Origin of the sequence: Exiguobacterium sp. s125 (genome assembly GCF_018618605.1) — a bacterium.
GTDB lineage: Bacteria > Bacillota > Bacilli > Exiguobacteriales > Exiguobacteriaceae > Exiguobacterium_A > Exiguobacterium_A oxidotolerans.
In genome coordinates this window covers 22,290-36,032 of record NZ_JACSMI010000002.1, presented here as the reverse complement: position 1 = coordinate 36,032, position 13,743 = coordinate 22,290, and the positions used below count along the sequence as shown (strand labels likewise).

Sequence of the window (13,743 nt, the reverse complement as noted above, 5' to 3'; positions counted from 1 at the left end):
ATGTCAGATTTTCTGACACAAGTCGTTCCTTAAAAACAATTTCCGTTTAAAGTAAACACATACTTTAAATTGATAAAGGAGGAACGACGATGAATCTTGAAGAAATGATCATTTCAGTTGATACGTTTTATGTCTTATTCGCTACGCTACTCGTCTTTACGATGCAAATCGGTTTCCTATTACTTGAAACGGGAATGTTACGCGCCAAAAATGCAGGGCACGTCGCCGTCAAACAGCTCATTAGTTTTTCCGTCGCCGCGTTAGCTTTTTGGGCGATTGGGTTTGGACTGACGTTCGGAGACGGACCTGGTCTAATCGGAACGGAAGGATTCTTCTTACAAGGAGGGTTCTCAAGTCTCGACTGGTCAAATGTTACAATCGATGTTAAGTTCCTCTTCCAACTCTCATTCGTCGCTGTTTCCTTAGCGATTGCCTGGGGCGGGTTTGCTGAACGAGCTAAACTATCTGTTTATCTGCTGTTCGGAACATTCTTTGTCGCCATCATTTATCCAATCATCGCTCGCTCCGTTTGGGCAGGTGGTTTCCTCGGTTCACTCGGTATGCAAGACTTCGCCGGTTCGACCGTCGTCCACTTACAAGGTGGAATCGCCGCTCTCGTCGCCGCGTTAATTTTGAAAAAGCGGATTGGCGCTGAAAAAACGCCGCTCCTTGGTCACAACGTCATCTATTCTGTCGTCGGCGCCTTCATTCTTTGGTTATGCTGGTTCGGCTTCAACGCTGGATCGACATTGACGATTGCCGACGGGTTCTTCAGTTATGTCGCCTTGACGACGTTACTTGCGACAGCTGCCGGCGCACTCGGCGCACTCGCTATTTCTTTCTGGCATCGTCGTGTGGCAGACATTCCTTCGATTATCAACGGCGTACTTGCAGCACTCGTCGCGATCACTGCAGCCTGTGCATTTGTTGAGCCGTGGGGTGCCGTCGTCATCGGTTTCCTCGCAGGTATCATCACGTACGGAACAAGCATTTTACTCGCGCGCCGTGTCGATGATCCATTATGTGCCTTCTCTGTTCACGGTGTCGCCGGGATTTGGGGCACACTTGCTACCGGGTTCTTCGCCTCACCACGCCTCGTTGAAATCACAGGGATTGGACAAGCTGGATTATTCTACGGGGGTGGATTTGGTCAACTCGGTGTCCAAGCACTCGGTGTTGTCTTCGCCGTCGTCGTCGTCAGTGTCTTAAGTTATGCTTTCCTCAAACTCCTCGATGTAACGATCGGTCTTCGGATCACGCGAGAAGATGAACTCCGCGGACTTGATGTCGCTGAACACGGACAAGCTTCCTATGACCTCCCCGCTCCAATCAGTAAAGAACTAAAAGCAACGTACGATGCTGAAACTTCTGAAAAAGTGAATTAAGCTCTCGCTTTCTTAAACAAGAAACTAACCCCCGATTTCTCGTGCCTACTTAGGAACGAGAAATCGGGGGTTAGTCTGTCATACATTACATTTCATTTTCTGAGATACATTTCACTAACGGCAATGGCGATGATTGCCCCAATCAAGACGATAGGTTGTCCGTTCATTAACATAGCGATTAATGCTAATGCGATAATCTGAAGGATTGACGCGACCCGAATGACTTTTTTACGAGAGCTATTCGCATCTCCAAAAGGCAACAAGCGCGTTAAGAGGTGTGAGTCAATCGCTCGTGTGAACGGTGCCAATTGGAAACTTGTCAAACCACTGAAGGCAGGAATTGCAAACGTGACAAGCCATGGATTATCTTTTCCGAGCCAGATGAAGACTGCTCCAATCAATGTAAGCCGAACAATCAATCCAATTCCGTCTGTGCTACGAATGAGTTGCTTCATGTAAAGGTAGTCGAACGTTTGTTTTTTATCAAATTGAATTTTTTCGACGAGTTGACTTAAGATACGGCGTTGTTTATACGTCTTCGATAAGCGTGGAACATCGACGAACCAGTTCGCAATCCGATAGAAACGATCACGCGACTCTTGCTCGATTGCAATCCATTCCATCAGTGGTAACTGCTGATATTTTTTTAGGTGCAGCGTGACGAGCAGTAAGCTCGTAATCACTATACTGAAAATCGGCATGTCAATCATCACTAAAACCCCTGCACCCACTGCATGCAGAACGACAAGTCGGTGCGGAATCGCTTCTAGTTTCGATAGGTTCGCGCTCGCACCAATCATCGCGAGAGCGAAAAATAATACGATCATCTCAAGCGGACTCGTTGATTCCGTTCTTACATAAAGGACAGCGATTGCTAAAAACGGAATGACAACTCGAACCATTCCTAAAAAAGCATTGTACAGTCGGACCCGCTTCATATAAGAACTAAGTTGCGGCAAGTTCGGCAATAAAAATACTTGGTCAGCTTCGACTAAGAACGTTCGTGCCGTCCGATAAAAGGCGATGATAATGAATAAACCGCCCATCAGCAGATTTCCAGGAAAGTCGCCATTGATTTGATTCAGAAACCGCCCATAGACGACGAGAGCATATAATACGACGAAGTAGACCGTAAATAACAACCCACCGTTCGCCATGTACTTCGTGTACTTGGTCATTTCCGACATCGCAGCTTGATAGCGTTCTCGCCATAAGGTAGCACTCGTCATCCTTCTGCCTCCTCAATGGCAGCTACATAAATGTCATCAAGCGAACTATCCGTTAAATCAAAACGTTTCCGCAATTCCTCGGTCGTCCCCTCTGCTGCGATATGTCCATCGTGAAGGAGAATAAATCGATTACAATGCCGCTCCGCAGTCTCTAAAATATGTGTGGACATTAAAATACCTTTTCCATCGGTTTTTAATTCACTAAAAATATTCAACAATTCCCGGATCGCTAGTGGATCGAGACCAACAAACGGTTCGTCAACAATCAATAACTCACTGCCTGTGATTAAAGCACAGAGAATCATCGCCTTTTGTTTCATTCCTTTAGAAAATACACTTGGAAACCATTCCAGCTGTTTCGTCATCCGCAATCGCTCTGTGTAATGTTCGATTCGTTCTTGTGCTGTTTTCTCATCGACATCATACCCTTGCGCCATTAAGCGAAGGTGCTCTCGAAGAGTCAACTGTTCGTATAACATCGGCTGTTCCGGGATGTATGCCACTTGTTTCCGGTACGTTTGTTCATCAGCTGACAGACTGACACCGTTAATCAAGATTTCACCTGACTTAATGGGTAACAATCCTAATATGTGCTTAATCGTCGTCGATTTCCCGGCACCATTTAATCCAATCAGTCCAACTAACTCCCCTTGCTTTACTGCTATATCAATATGATGCAACACTGTTTTCGATCCATATCCACCTGAAAGATCTTTAATTTCTAATAACAAATCTAGCCACTCCTCTCATTAACTATCCTAGACAATTCATCCTTGTTTTTCTACTGTTGATGATTTTTTTTAAAAGAAAAGGTTTCAATACATCTTATTACGGCAATTACTCTAAGTGTAATCGTTACATCAATATATGAAAAACGATTTACAAAAATTGAAAGTGTATGTCACATCAAACGTTTTATAGAGAAGTAACTGGTCTAATCGTCTAGCTATCTTATCTACTTGTATTGTTTTACTTCTCATCAAAAATTACGTTTATGAGTCATTCATTTTCAAAGTGTTTATAACAACCTGAAAACAGGTAAATCTAAGTATGAAAAGGAGTGCTTCAAATGGGATTCTTATGGGCTTTAATCGTTGGTGGACTAATCGGTTGGGTAGCAAGTTTAATCATCGGGAAAGACGTTCCTGGTGGCATCATCGGTAACATCATCGCTGGTTTCATCGGCGCAATCATCGGACAGTCAATCTTCGGTTCAATGGGACCTGATCTTGCCGGGTTCGCAATCATTCCTGCAATCTTAGGTGCAATCATCTTAATCTTCATCGTGTCATTGATTCTTCGTGCCATTCGCAAGTAATCATTATCATCGAATAACAATTTAAATTAGAGGAGTGTTTTTAAATGGGATTTTTATGGGCTTTAATCGTCGGCGGTTTAATTGGTTGGGTAGCGAGCTTAATCATCGGGAAAGACGTACCGGGCGGCATCATCGGTAACATCATCGCAGGTTTCATCGGTTCAATGATCGGACAAGCCATCTTCGGGGACATGGGACCTTCTATCGGCGGTTTCGCGGTAATTCCTGCAATCATTGGTGCAATTATCTTAATCTTCATCGTGTCACTCGTTCTTCGTTCAGTAAATAAAAAGTAAGTAGCAGTAACCACTAAAACTAGTAATTCAAAGGAGTGTTTTTAAATGGGATTTTTATGGGCTTTAATCGTTGGCGGTTTGATTGGTTGGGTAGCGAGCTTAATCATCGGGAAAGACGTACCGGGCGGCATCATCGGTAACATCGTCGCAGGTTTCATCGGTTCAATGATCGGACAAGCCATCTTCGGGGACATGGGACCTGACCTTGGTGGATTCGCGATCATTCCTGCAATCATCGGTGCAATCATCTTAATCTTCATCGTATCGTTGATTCTTCGTTCAGTAAACAAAAAATAAGTAACAGTAACTACAACTACTAATTCAGAGGAGTGTATTTTAATGGGATTCTTATGGGCTTTAATCGTCGGCGGTTTAATTGGTTGGGTAGCGAGTTTAATTATCGGGAAAGACGTTCCTGGCGGCATCATCGGTAACATCGTCGCTGGTTTCATCGGTTCAATGATCGGACAAGCCATCTTCGGAGACATGGGACCTTCTATCGGCGGTTTTGCAGTCATTCCTGCCATCATCGGTGCAATCATCTTAATCTTCATCGTATCACTCGTTCTTCGTTCAGTTCGTAAACGGTAATAAAAACTAATTACTTGAGACCTTATTCAAACTAAAAAAGGAGTGTTTTAAATGGGATTCTTATGGGCTTTAATCGTTGGTGGTATCATTGGTTGGTTGGCAAGTCTTATTCTTGGTAAAGACGTTCCCGGTGGTATCATCGGTAACATCATCGCAGGTTTCGTCGGGGCCATGATCGGTCAAGCTCTCTTCGGTAGTTGGGGACCTGATCTTGGAGGATTCGCCGTCATTCCAGCATTACTCGGAGCAATCATCTTGATTCTAATCGTTTCGTTCATTCTTCGTGCAGTGAACAAAAAATAATAAATGAAAGCACCGGTAACAGACTCGAAGTTCTCAAAGTCGTTACCAGTGCTTTTTTTGTACCATCAGCGCAATTCTAACCACATTTTATCCGAACGCTCGATTACTCTTTTTTCTGACCGTAAGTTAAGCCACCCTAGTATATCTTCAAAGAAGCTCGTCGGGTACTCCCAGACGGTCCCGATCGATTCATTACTTTTCGATTCCGGTTTACCGGCGACTGCTTCAAGCTCAGACGGCGTCTTATTTAAATCAATCATGATGCTTTTTACATCATTGTTTGCATACGTCACTTCAAAACCGTCGTACACTGCACGATTTTCTACATTTGATGCGGGAGGACCAAATTCTTTTTCAACAGAAGAATGGTTCTCATCCAAATAAGCTGTCATCGCGTCGATCGACTTGCCTGTTCTTGCCTCGACTTCAGTTTCTAACAATTTTTCGATGTCTAATCCATACTGCTCCGTGACGTCTGGTTTGATTTGCTTCGCCAACTTAAACGTTACTTCCGTTGTTTTTTCGTCTCCCAGTTGAACGGTTTGACGGTCTCGTCCCGTCTTACCATTGGCTTCGACACTTGCAAGTACATCGTACTCACCCGGAAAACGTTTGATTTTCAACGGCTCATCCTCCTGAACGCCTACTTCTTCATCATCTATGAAGACGGTCGTCTCTGGTACATCACTCGTTACTTGAAGTAGCTGTTTATTTAGATGAAGCACATATTCGTCATACCAAAAGCGCCCTGCTGTTTTTTTTAGCTCGAACAAATCCTGTTCATTTTTCTCTGCTGTAGGTTCAGGGTAGTTTCGCTGATCGGCTCTAATCTCCGCCGCTGCTCGGCTGAGACGTCCATCCTCTGCCTGAAACCATTTCATCAAACGAGTTGCTTCCGCAATCGATACGACCTGATCATCTTCATAGACGAGTTTTTGGAACGCAGCCCGATCCTGATCGTTCACGGCTTTCACAAAAACAGCTTCTGTACGCTCTCGCTCAGCAGCCGGCTTGATTTGGCTTACGTACCCCCAGACTCCCCCTGCAACTAAGAGGAGAACGATTCCGATGATGAGCAAACGCTGATTTCGTTTTTTCCTTCGTTCATGTAACGTCATACGAGACGGCATCGTGAGTTCCCTACTTTCTTTAATCTTGTGTATCTAAGTGTAAAAACGTTTGATTACGTTGTCAATCACACTTAAGATGGAGATAATTCTATTTTTATAAAAGGAGTAATCCCTATGCAAAAAGATAACTGTATTTTCTGCAAAATTGCTAAGCACGAAGTACCTAGCCATAAAGTGTTTGAAAATGATGAGGTTCTTGCATTCCTCGATCTTTCTCAAGTTACAAAAGGTCATACATTAATCATTCCAAAACAACATGCAGATTACGTATACGATTTATCGGTCGAAGATGCTCAATCAGTCTTTGCCGTAGTTCCGGAAATTAGTCGTGCCTTACAAAAGGAAACACAAGCTGCTGGCATCAACATTCTATCGAACACGGGCAAGGTCGCTGGACAGTCCGTATCACACTTTCATATTCATTTAATCCCACGGCATGATAAACATGATGGTTTTGGCGCAAAATGGGAAGTTCATAATGAAGACTACACGGCTGAAGAGCTTGCCATTTTAGCAAATTCAATCTCGACTCACCTGTAAAAAGACCTTCGAATGCATTATTCCATACACCCTTTTTTAGAAATATTGTCAAAATAGGTTTCCAATATCGGATTTTCGGTAAAATAATATGAAACAAATATTTTAATATTAAAGAAGGAGGTAAACTATGTCGAAGCGTCCCCAACGTAACTGGGTCGCTTTTGGTGCTACGCTGTCGCTTGTGACTTTTTACGGTTTGAAGGCGCTTCGCCAAGGTACTAAAAGTGACTCTTCGAATGGTAAACAACGTCGAAATTCTTATTCTACAATCGTAACGAACGTGCAGGATTTAACACAGGAGGGCAAGAACTTAATAGAGACAGCTAAAATTTCCGGTACAACCTTCAAAGATGAAGTTACGAAAGATGTCTCTGTGTATCAAGCCGAGATTCAAGAATCCATTTCGCGTATTCAAGAATTAGCTGATGAGGCGAAACAAGATGCGGATCACCTCTCTCCTCAAAAGTAAGGTCCATTGCTTCGATTTGTTTTTTGTATAGTTTGCATTTTGCGTTTTTTAGCCATCGTCACCTTTCGAAAGGATGAGTCAGATATGGAACATGAAAAATTATATCCTGGACAAGAAGCACTGTTATACAGTCATAAAATTGTCCAGCTGAGCAAAGCACTATGGAAAACGGTAGAAAAAGATTGGCAAAATTGGATTAAGCCCTTTGATTTAAACATCAATGAGCATCATATCCTCTGGATTTCACATGCTTTAGGTGGTGCTTCGATTTCTGAGATCGCGAAGTACGGTGTCATGCACGTTTCAACGGCGTTTAACTTCTCTAAAAAATTAGAAGACCGTGGTCTGTTGACATTCTCTAAGAAAGAGACGGATAAACGAAATACCTACGTTCAACTCACACCGGCTGGCGAAACGCTTTTACTTGAGACCATCCAAGCGTTCCGTCCGGAAGAGAACGGTGTCTTCCGTGCCTCACTCCCGCTTCAAGAATTATACGGGAAGTTTCCTGAGCTGACGGACATCTCTGCAATCGTTCGTCGTTTATACGGGGACAGCTTCATGGATATCTTCGCTGAAACGTCGAAAATGATTACAGAAGAAGCTGATCGTCGCCCGCAAGACCCTGTCATCGATTCAATCAAAAAGGCATAACTCGATGCTTTTAAAAATCAGGCGTTCTAGCCTCTTCCTAGAACGCTTTTTGTCTGTTTTGTGGAGTGACGGTCACATTACTAGTCTGTGTCAAAGACAGAATTCCCATCACAATTTCCCATAAAAATAGTCGACGCTGTTGATGATGAATGTGATAGCATAGAAAAGAGCAAACATCTTTTGAAAAGGTGTGCAGCTGTCAACCTAGCCAGGATATGATATGATAGAACGGTTGAAATAAATGGTAAATTAGGGGTGTATGTATGAAGAAGAAATTTTTAAGTGCAGCAGCAGTCGCAAGTGTTTTCACACTAGCAGCGTGTGGGTCAAATGATGAAGCCGTCATCAACTATAAAGGTGGCGAAGTGAACAAGGCTGATGTCCAAGAAGAGGCCTATGAAAAAGCGGGTGCACAAATCGCTTTCCAACAAACAATGAACGAGCTTCTTGAAAAAGAATATGGCAAGAAAGTAACGGATAAAGAAGTAGAGGCAGAAGTCAAAAAAACAAAAGACCAATTCCCGGATGAAGAGCAATTCAACTCTACATTGGAAACAGCCGGTATTAAAAGTGAAAAAGAATTCGAAAAAGTTCTTCGCACACAAATGCTCTTAACAGAAGCAAAATCTGCAAAATCTAAAGTAACAGATAAAGAAATTGAAGAACGTTTCGATCAAGAAAAAGTTGAAGTAAAAGCAAGCCATATTCTTGTCGAAAAAGAATCAGAAGCAAAAGCAATCAAAAAAGAGTTAGATGACGGTGGAGACTTCGCAAAAATCGCGAAAGAGAAATCGACAGATACAGGTAGCGCTACGAAAGGTGGAGACCTCGGTTACTTCACAAAAGGTAAAATGGTCGAGGAATTCGAAACGTATGCCTTCAAAGATGGCGTTGAAGGTAAAATCTCTGATCCAATCAAAACACAATTCGGTTACCACATCATCAAGGTAACGGATCGTAAAGAACAAAAGGACTTTACACTTGAAAAAGAAGAAGACCGGATCAAAAAAGAACTTGCTGAAGAAAAAGCAGCTCAAGTCAATCCGAACGATATCTACCGTGCATTGATGAAAGAATACGATGTCAAAATCGAAAATAAAGACTTTAAAGACGCATTTGATCTCGATAAACAAGAACAAGAACAAATGCAGCAACAAATGATGCAACAACAGCAGTAATCAAAAAACGCCGATGATTCCGTTTTCTATACGGAGTCATCGGCGTTTTCTATACATATTTTCTGAGCATGGCGACCAAGTGCGTAGATGAAGCAACTCCCCCGCCTGAAGAAAGCACATGTGCGAAAGCGTGATTCCTTTTTAAGTCCGCTCTTTTTTGATCAACGAATGGGCGCACGTTCGTATTGCTTCGGAAGGATGACCTCATCATGGAGTTCTGCCGCTGCATGATGAACCCAGTACGGTTGCCGTAAGAGTTCACGTGCGAGTAATACGACATCAGCACGTTGACTCCGTAAAATCTCTTCTGCCATCGTTGCTGTCGTAATTAATCCAACTGCCCCTGTCTTGATTCCTGTCGCTTGCTTGAGCTCTGCAGCATAGGGAACTTGATAACCAGGGTATACGTCTGGAACTGCATTAGCGACGACGGCACCGGAGCTACAATCGAGTAAATCGATACCTCGTTCTACTAATGCTTGTGCGAGTGGAATATAGTCCGTCGCTGTCATCCCACCCGGTGCGTGATCAGCTGCTGAAATCCGGACCCAGAGTGAGATATCCGATTTTGCTTGAATACCTTCGGTGATTTCAAGTAAGAAACGCATCCGGTTTTCAAGCGATCCGCCATACTGATCGTTTCGCTCATTTGATAACGGTGATAAAAATGTATTGATTAGATAGCCATGTGCCCCATGTAATTCAATGAAATCGTACCCTGCTTGTTCAACGCGTAATGCTGCATCGATAAATTGTTGCTGAATTTTTTTTATGTCTTCTATAGATAACTCGGCTGGACTTCCATATGAATCATCAAAGGCAATCGGACTCGGTGCGACAGGCGGACGTGCTGTCGTGCTTTTCCGTCCCGCATGTGCTAGTTGTACGCCAACTTTCGCCCCCGCTGCTTGTACTTGCTCCGCAATCCGTCGTAAGCCTTCAATTTGCGAATCTGACCAAATTCCTAAATCGCCTGCTGAAATCCGTCCGTCAGGTGTCACAGCTGTCGCTTCTAACATGACACCTCCTACACCCCCTACTGCGCGGGACGCGTAATGTGTCACGTGCCAATCCGTCACCTTACCGTCTTCTTTCGCGCTATACATACACATCGGTGCCATGATGACACGATTACGAAACGTCACATTCCCAATTTCGATTGCTTCGAATAACTTTGCCTTCATTTTATTCTCCCCCTACCGCTGATTATAATTTTGGTCGATAAAACGAACGGTTGTCGAGTGCAAACGAACGTTCAGAGAATTGTCCTGGTTCCACGTATTCAAGAAGACGATCCATCATCGTCATTCGTGCATCCAAATTATCAATTAAAAATAACACTTCTGCTTCGCGCATTTGAGGTGCTACTGCCGATCCCCACTCAGGACGACCGTGATGACTGAGCACTAGATGTTGTAAGACCGTCAACACTTCAGCATCAATCTCGAGTTCTGCTCCGACTTTTTCAAGTTCTGCGACCATTAATGAAATATGACCGACAAGTTTTCCAGGAAGCGTATACTCTGGCGTGACAGGATCTGATAACTCTTTTATTTTTGCATAATCATGTAACACGACACCCGCTACGAGTAGATCGCGATTCAATGTCGGATAGAGCTTCGCGATTTGATCGGCAAGCTTCAGCATCGACAGTACGTGGTACGATAACCCTGAATAGAACGCATGGTGGTTCTTAACAGCCGCCGGATGCGTAAAGTAGGCATTAAAGTTTTTAGTGACAAGGTGTTTGACGATTTTTTTCATATCCGCTTGTTGAATCGACTCGATGTACTGGAGTACTTCTGTTTCGATTTGTTCCCGCGGGAGCGGTGCTGCCTGAATGTACTCTTCAACATTGGTCTCATCGAGTACCGTAATTTGTTTTAGTTTCAACTGTGTCCGGCCGCGATAATCCATCACTTCACCTGCCGCATGGACGATGAACTTAGGTGCATACTTTTCGACATCACTCGTATCCCACATCTTCGTCTCAATTTCACCTGTCTTATCTGCTAAAATCAATGTGAGATATGGTTTTCCGTTCGCCGCGATGCCTTTCATCGACTGCTTAATCATCACACGTTGATCAAGCATTTCTCCAACTGCCAGTTGTCCAATACCTTTCATTTCACAACACGTCCTTTATTTTAGAAGTTAATCGTATCTTTAATATTTTTCATTATGCTTACTGCAATTCACTTATTTATTCTACTATATGGGAGCCTTAAACATGAAATTCGATTCGCACTTTAACTGGTACCGCTACATGACTGTATCAGACTACGACCAACAACTAAATAACGAAGAGACCGTCAGTCCCTCAAAAATTGAGTGGGTTCGTCAGCTTCGTACAAAAGATGTCAACTTTACCCGAGCAGAACTCGGTGTCTTATACGGTTCAATCGTGACTTGGCAAAATCCTGACGACAAAAGCGACCGTCGCTTCATCTGCTATTACATCACGCCAACTGAACTCATCACGATCGGACTCTCTGAACATATTATGTCACTGGCTGCACCGTTTGACTCAAAAACAGCTTTTGATGCCTTTTATGTGATTCTTTCGTTACAAATGAATACGTACTTTTCAGGCATCGATGACTTTGAAAAGGAACTCTTTTCTCGACAAGATGAACTCAGGGGCAACATCAATGAGAATTCACTCGATAGCATCTTTGCCTTACGCGATACAATTGAGAACTGGTCTGACTTAATCGTCCCTTTTCAAGAATTGATTCTCGCAGGTCAAGAAGCCTTCGTCGCAGTCACTGATTTTGAACAACATCTTCCGTTTCGCCTTGCCAAACGACGTGTCGAGCGTTTATTGATGTTGATTGAACACTATCAAAAAGATATTGAGGTTCTGCTCGATTTATCGACGACCGTCTCGAACTTTAGAGGAAATGAAATCATGAAGGCCTTGACGATCTTCACGGCTGTTGCGACCCCGATGATGGCCCTCGGCGCGATTTGGGGGATGAACTTCAAGAACATGCCCGAACTCGACTGGAAATACGGTTACGCAGGTGCACTTACCCTGATCGTGATTACGACCGGTGGAATCTTTTATTGGATGAAATGGCGTGGATGGCTCGGAGCACTCGTTCGCATGCCTAAAAAACGGACAAAAAAATAGATATAAGAACATAAGTTCGTTATACTTAGTTTATCATATTTAGTTGGAGGAGGTGACTTTTGATGGGACGAAAAATCATTCATATCGATATGGACGCTTTTTACGCTTCTGTCGAACAACGCGATCGCCCTCACTTAAAGGGTGTTCCTGTCATCGTCGGTGGCCCTCCTCATGCACGTGGAGTCGTCGCGACTTGTTCCTATGAAGCACGGAAGTACGGTGTCCACAGCGCGATGCCATCTCGTCGTGCCTTTCAGCTCTGTCCGCGTGCCGTCTTCATCCGTCCCCGATTCGACGTCTATCGTGCAGTTAGTGCGCAAATCATGGAACTGTTTCTTGAAGTCACACCGCTTGTCGAACCATTATCACTCGATGAAGCGTACCTCGATGTGACGGAGAATAATTTAAATATGCCGAGTGCGACCCACATCGCAGAGTATATCCTTGCTGAAATCAAACGCCGGACGGACTTGACGGCATCCGCTGGTGTCTCTAATTCGAAGCTCGTCGCAAAAATTGCTTCCGGTTATCAAAAACCGAACGGCTTAACCGTTCTTCCGCCTGAGGAGGTACTTCCCTTTTTGTCTTCTTTACAAATCGGTGACTTGCATGGTGTTGGGAAAGTCACAGAGCAGACGCTTCGAAAACATGGATTTGAGACCGTCGCTGATATCCAACAGTCACCGGTCGAAGAACTCCGCGGGTTACTCGGTCGGGACCGTGGAACAGAATTGTATACGATGGCCCACGGTGAAGACGAACGGTTAGTCCGTCCCCACCGTGAGCGCAAATCGATTGGATCTGAAACGACCTTCGAAGAAGATACGGAAGATATTGATACGATTTTCGAAACCTTAAAGCGAGAGGCCCAATCTGTCGTCCGTAGTCTGCAACAAAAAGAACTCGTTTGTCGGACAGTCACCGTTAAGTGGAAAACAGAGACATTCCAATCACGTTCAAAACGTTTCACTTTTCTCGAAGAGACGAACGACGAAGATCGGTTACTCACGGTAACGACAAAATTATTTAATGAAATCGAATTCACGGGTCCGATTCGTTTAATCGGAATGAGTGTCAGTCATCTTGAAGTACCACCAAAGTCGAGACAATTAACGTGGCAAGATATTGACTCCTACTTGTAAAATGAATGACTATTCAGTACACTTGAATTAGTTATTTTACTAAAGGAGGAAGAGACATGCTCTATACACTTACTGTATTCGCGGACCGTGGAGAAACTTTACTCGATGATACGTTTGAATCACCTAACGATTCAGATGCAAGGGAGGAAGGGATCCGTCGTCTCAAAGAAGGAAAGTTCGAACATAAAGGCGCCCGCGTCACGCGTGCCGGTAAATTAATTCATTTCGAGCGTGCTTATTTACCTAAAATTATGCCTGTTGCAGGCAGTTCAACATAAGTTCTTATTGAAATCAGAGTCATCTATGTACAAATTAAGAGGAACGCGACGAAAAAGAAAGAATCTTCTATTGTCTAATGCCACTTTGTCTACA

18 protein-coding genes are annotated in these 13,743 nt (G+C 43.7%); 13 read left to right on the top strand and 5 right to left on the bottom strand.

The genetic code is table 11. The features are described from left to right. The first annotated feature begins 89 nt into the window (after positions 1–89). Positions 90–1,385 carry an ammonium transporter gene (locus KNQ05_RS07905; protein WP_029332822.1) on the top strand — a complete coding sequence of 432 codons (1,296 nt, stop codon included), beginning with the start codon at positions 90–92 and terminating at the stop codon, positions 1,383–1,385. A gap of 92 nt (positions 1,386–1,477) precedes the next feature. On the opposite strand, the gene KNQ05_RS07900 is transcribed toward KNQ05_RS07905, so the two are convergent. Together KNQ05_RS07900 and KNQ05_RS07895 are read right to left on the bottom strand one after the other, a co-directional pair. After that, complete coding sequence (locus KNQ05_RS07900; RefSeq protein WP_088836462.1) at positions 1,478–2,614, bottom strand: ABC transporter permease; 1,137 nt, start codon at positions 2,612–2,614, stop codon at positions 1,478–1,480. After that, positions 2,611–3,345, bottom strand: coding sequence for an ABC transporter ATP-binding protein (locus tag KNQ05_RS07895; protein WP_088836461.1), 735 nt, complete (start codon positions 3,343–3,345; stop codon positions 2,611–2,613). Before KNQ05_RS07895 ends, KNQ05_RS07900 begins: the two co-directional genes overlap by 4 nt. A gap of 338 nt (positions 3,346–3,683) precedes the next feature. Here KNQ05_RS07895 and KNQ05_RS07890 point away from each other — a divergent pair, with 338 nt between their 5' ends. The 5 genes from KNQ05_RS07890 to KNQ05_RS07870 are packed head-to-tail and all read left to right on the top strand — an operon-like array spanning position 3,684 to position 5,122. Continuing rightward, positions 3,684–3,932 (top strand): GlsB/YeaQ/YmgE family stress response membrane protein, encoded by a 249-nt coding sequence (locus KNQ05_RS07890; RefSeq protein ID WP_088836460.1) that lies wholly within the window; start codon positions 3,684–3,686, stop codon positions 3,930–3,932. 44 nt (positions 3,933–3,976) lie between these two features. Beyond that, entirely contained in the window at positions 3,977–4,228 is a 252-nt protein-coding gene (locus tag KNQ05_RS07885) for a GlsB/YeaQ/YmgE family stress response membrane protein (RefSeq protein WP_088836459.1), read from the top strand. 45 nt (positions 4,229–4,273) lie between these two features. Beyond that, complete coding sequence (locus tag KNQ05_RS07880) at positions 4,274–4,525, top strand: GlsB/YeaQ/YmgE family stress response membrane protein (RefSeq protein WP_214769857.1); 252 nt, start codon at positions 4,274–4,276, stop codon at positions 4,523–4,525. A gap of 42 nt (positions 4,526–4,567) precedes the next feature. Then, entirely contained in the window at positions 4,568–4,819 is a 252-nt protein-coding gene (locus KNQ05_RS07875) for a GlsB/YeaQ/YmgE family stress response membrane protein (RefSeq protein WP_088836457.1), read from the top strand. Positions 4,820–4,870: 51 nt separating this feature from the next. Further along, positions 4,871–5,122, top strand: a complete 252-nt coding sequence (locus KNQ05_RS07870) for a GlsB/YeaQ/YmgE family stress response membrane protein (RefSeq protein WP_088836456.1) — start codon at positions 4,871–4,873, stop codon at positions 5,120–5,122. A 65-nt stretch (positions 5,123–5,187) separates the two neighbouring features. On the opposite strand, the gene KNQ05_RS07865 is transcribed toward KNQ05_RS07870, so the two are convergent. Beyond that, positions 5,188–6,252 carry a TcaA second domain-containing protein gene (locus KNQ05_RS07865; RefSeq protein WP_214805099.1) on the bottom strand — a complete coding sequence of 355 codons (1,065 nt, stop codon included), beginning with the start codon at positions 6,250–6,252 and terminating at the stop codon, positions 5,188–5,190. Positions 6,253–6,366: 114 nt separating this feature from the next. Between KNQ05_RS07865 and KNQ05_RS07860 the strand changes: the two genes are divergently transcribed. The 4 genes from KNQ05_RS07860 to KNQ05_RS07845 all read left to right on the top strand — a co-directional run bounded on the left by KNQ05_RS07860 (position 6,367) and on the right by KNQ05_RS07845 (position 9,093). Then, positions 6,367–6,792 (top strand): HIT family protein, encoded by a 426-nt coding sequence (locus tag KNQ05_RS07860; protein ID WP_088836454.1) that lies wholly within the window; start codon positions 6,367–6,369, stop codon positions 6,790–6,792. 127 nt (positions 6,793–6,919) lie between these two features. Next, positions 6,920–7,261, top strand: coding sequence for a hypothetical protein (locus KNQ05_RS07855; protein WP_029332814.1), 342 nt, complete (start codon positions 6,920–6,922; stop codon positions 7,259–7,261). Positions 7,262–7,345: 84 nt separating this feature from the next. Next, complete coding sequence (locus KNQ05_RS07850) at positions 7,346–7,915, top strand: HTH-type transcriptional regulator Hpr (RefSeq protein ID WP_029332813.1); 570 nt, start codon at positions 7,346–7,348, stop codon at positions 7,913–7,915. 263 nt (positions 7,916–8,178) lie between these two features. Then, positions 8,179–9,093 (top strand): peptidylprolyl isomerase, encoded by a 915-nt coding sequence (locus KNQ05_RS07845; RefSeq protein WP_214805097.1) that lies wholly within the window; start codon positions 8,179–8,181, stop codon positions 9,091–9,093. A 161-nt stretch (positions 9,094–9,254) separates the two neighbouring features. Here the strand turns inward: KNQ05_RS07845 and namA are convergent, their stop codons facing one another. Beyond that, positions 9,255–10,277 carry an NADPH dehydrogenase NamA gene (namA, locus tag KNQ05_RS07840; RefSeq protein ID WP_214802659.1) on the bottom strand — a complete coding sequence of 341 codons (1,023 nt, stop codon included), beginning with the start codon at positions 10,275–10,277 and terminating at the stop codon, positions 9,255–9,257. Positions 10,278–10,299: 22 nt separating this feature from the next. Further along, a complete protein-coding gene (locus KNQ05_RS07835; protein ID WP_029332810.1) occupies positions 10,300–11,220 on the bottom strand; it encodes an HD domain-containing protein in 921 nt (306 codons plus the stop codon). Between the two features lie 103 nt (positions 11,221–11,323). Between KNQ05_RS07835 and KNQ05_RS07830 the strand changes: the two genes are divergently transcribed. The 3 genes from KNQ05_RS07830 (at position 11,324) to KNQ05_RS07820 (ending at position 13,649) form a co-directional block, all read left to right on the top strand. Continuing rightward, a complete protein-coding gene (locus KNQ05_RS07830) occupies positions 11,324–12,229 on the top strand; it encodes a magnesium transporter CorA family protein (protein ID WP_214802656.1) in 906 nt (301 codons plus the stop codon). Between the two features lie 62 nt (positions 12,230–12,291). Beyond that, positions 12,292–13,371: a DNA polymerase IV gene (gene dinB / locus KNQ05_RS07825; RefSeq protein WP_239456830.1), complete on the top strand. Its 1,080-nt coding sequence runs from the start codon at positions 12,292–12,294 to the stop codon at positions 13,369–13,371. Positions 13,372–13,427: 56 nt separating this feature from the next. Then, the gene (locus KNQ05_RS07820) at positions 13,428–13,649 is read left to right on the top strand and encodes a YhzD family protein (RefSeq protein ID WP_214805095.1); all 222 of its coding nucleotides are present in this window, start codon (positions 13,428–13,430) and stop codon (positions 13,647–13,649) included. Positions 13,650–13,743 lie beyond the last annotated feature (94 nt).